This window comes from Pseudomonas sp. O230, from assembly GCF_045447035.1.
Taxonomy (GTDB): domain Bacteria; phylum Pseudomonadota; class Gammaproteobacteria; order Pseudomonadales; family Pseudomonadaceae; genus Aquipseudomonas.
Genome location: NZ_JBJGXN010000030.1, coordinates 1 through 727, shown reverse-complemented (window position 1 = coordinate 727; position 727 = coordinate 1). Strand labels below are relative to the sequence as shown.

At 65.2% G+C, this 727-nt stretch carries 1 protein-coding gene; it reads right to left on the bottom strand.

Going from position 1 to position 727, the window contains the following annotated elements; all coding sequences use genetic code 11:
- Nucleotides 1-727, bottom strand: a 727-nt coding sequence (locus ACI77H_RS30025) for a VCBS domain-containing protein (protein ID WP_407015547.1), incomplete at both ends; no start/stop codon positions are given.

Below are 727 nucleotides of genomic sequence, written 5' to 3'. Positions count from 1 at the left end.
CGTTGCTGTCATCGACGGCTTTAGGCACGTCATCGACGATGTTGACCACGATGGTGCTGGTGACGGTGTTGCCCAGCGAATCGGTGGCCTGATAGGTGAAGGTTTCGCTCAGGGTATTGGCGCCGTTGTCCGCATGCGGCGTGGTGCTGGCCGGCGAGGTCAGGGTGTAGGTGTAGGTGCCGTTGGGGTTGAGCAGGATCTGGCCATACGCGCCGTGGTCGCTGCCAACCAGTGCGTAAGTGATCGCGCCCGCCGCACCGCTGACCGAGCCGACCAAGGTGCCGGAGGCGGTTTCGCCGGTGTGGCCCGGTTGGCTGCCGATGACGGTGCCGGGCGCCAGGTCCTGGCCGTCCTTGCTCAGGTCGAGGGCTTTTTCGTAGACCGTCGCATCGTTGTCGCTGACCGCTTTGATGCAGCTGTTGTTGACGTCGATGGTGATGGTTGTGGTGCTTTGATCGCCGTCGTTATCGCGCAGGGTGTAGGTGAACACGTCGGTGGCGCCCGGGCCGTTCACGCCGTTCGGGTAGCTGTGGTATTCAGCGTTGCCCTGGGCGTCGAGGGTCAGGTAACCGTAGGTGCCGTTGATCTGTTGATTCAGCCCGCCGCTGACCGGGGTCGAGGTGTCCGAGCCGGCGCGCACGCCGACCACGCCACCGCCGAGCAAGGGACCATCGGCGCCGGCGACGTCGTTCCACAACACGTTGCCGCTGACCACGCCGCCCTCGGC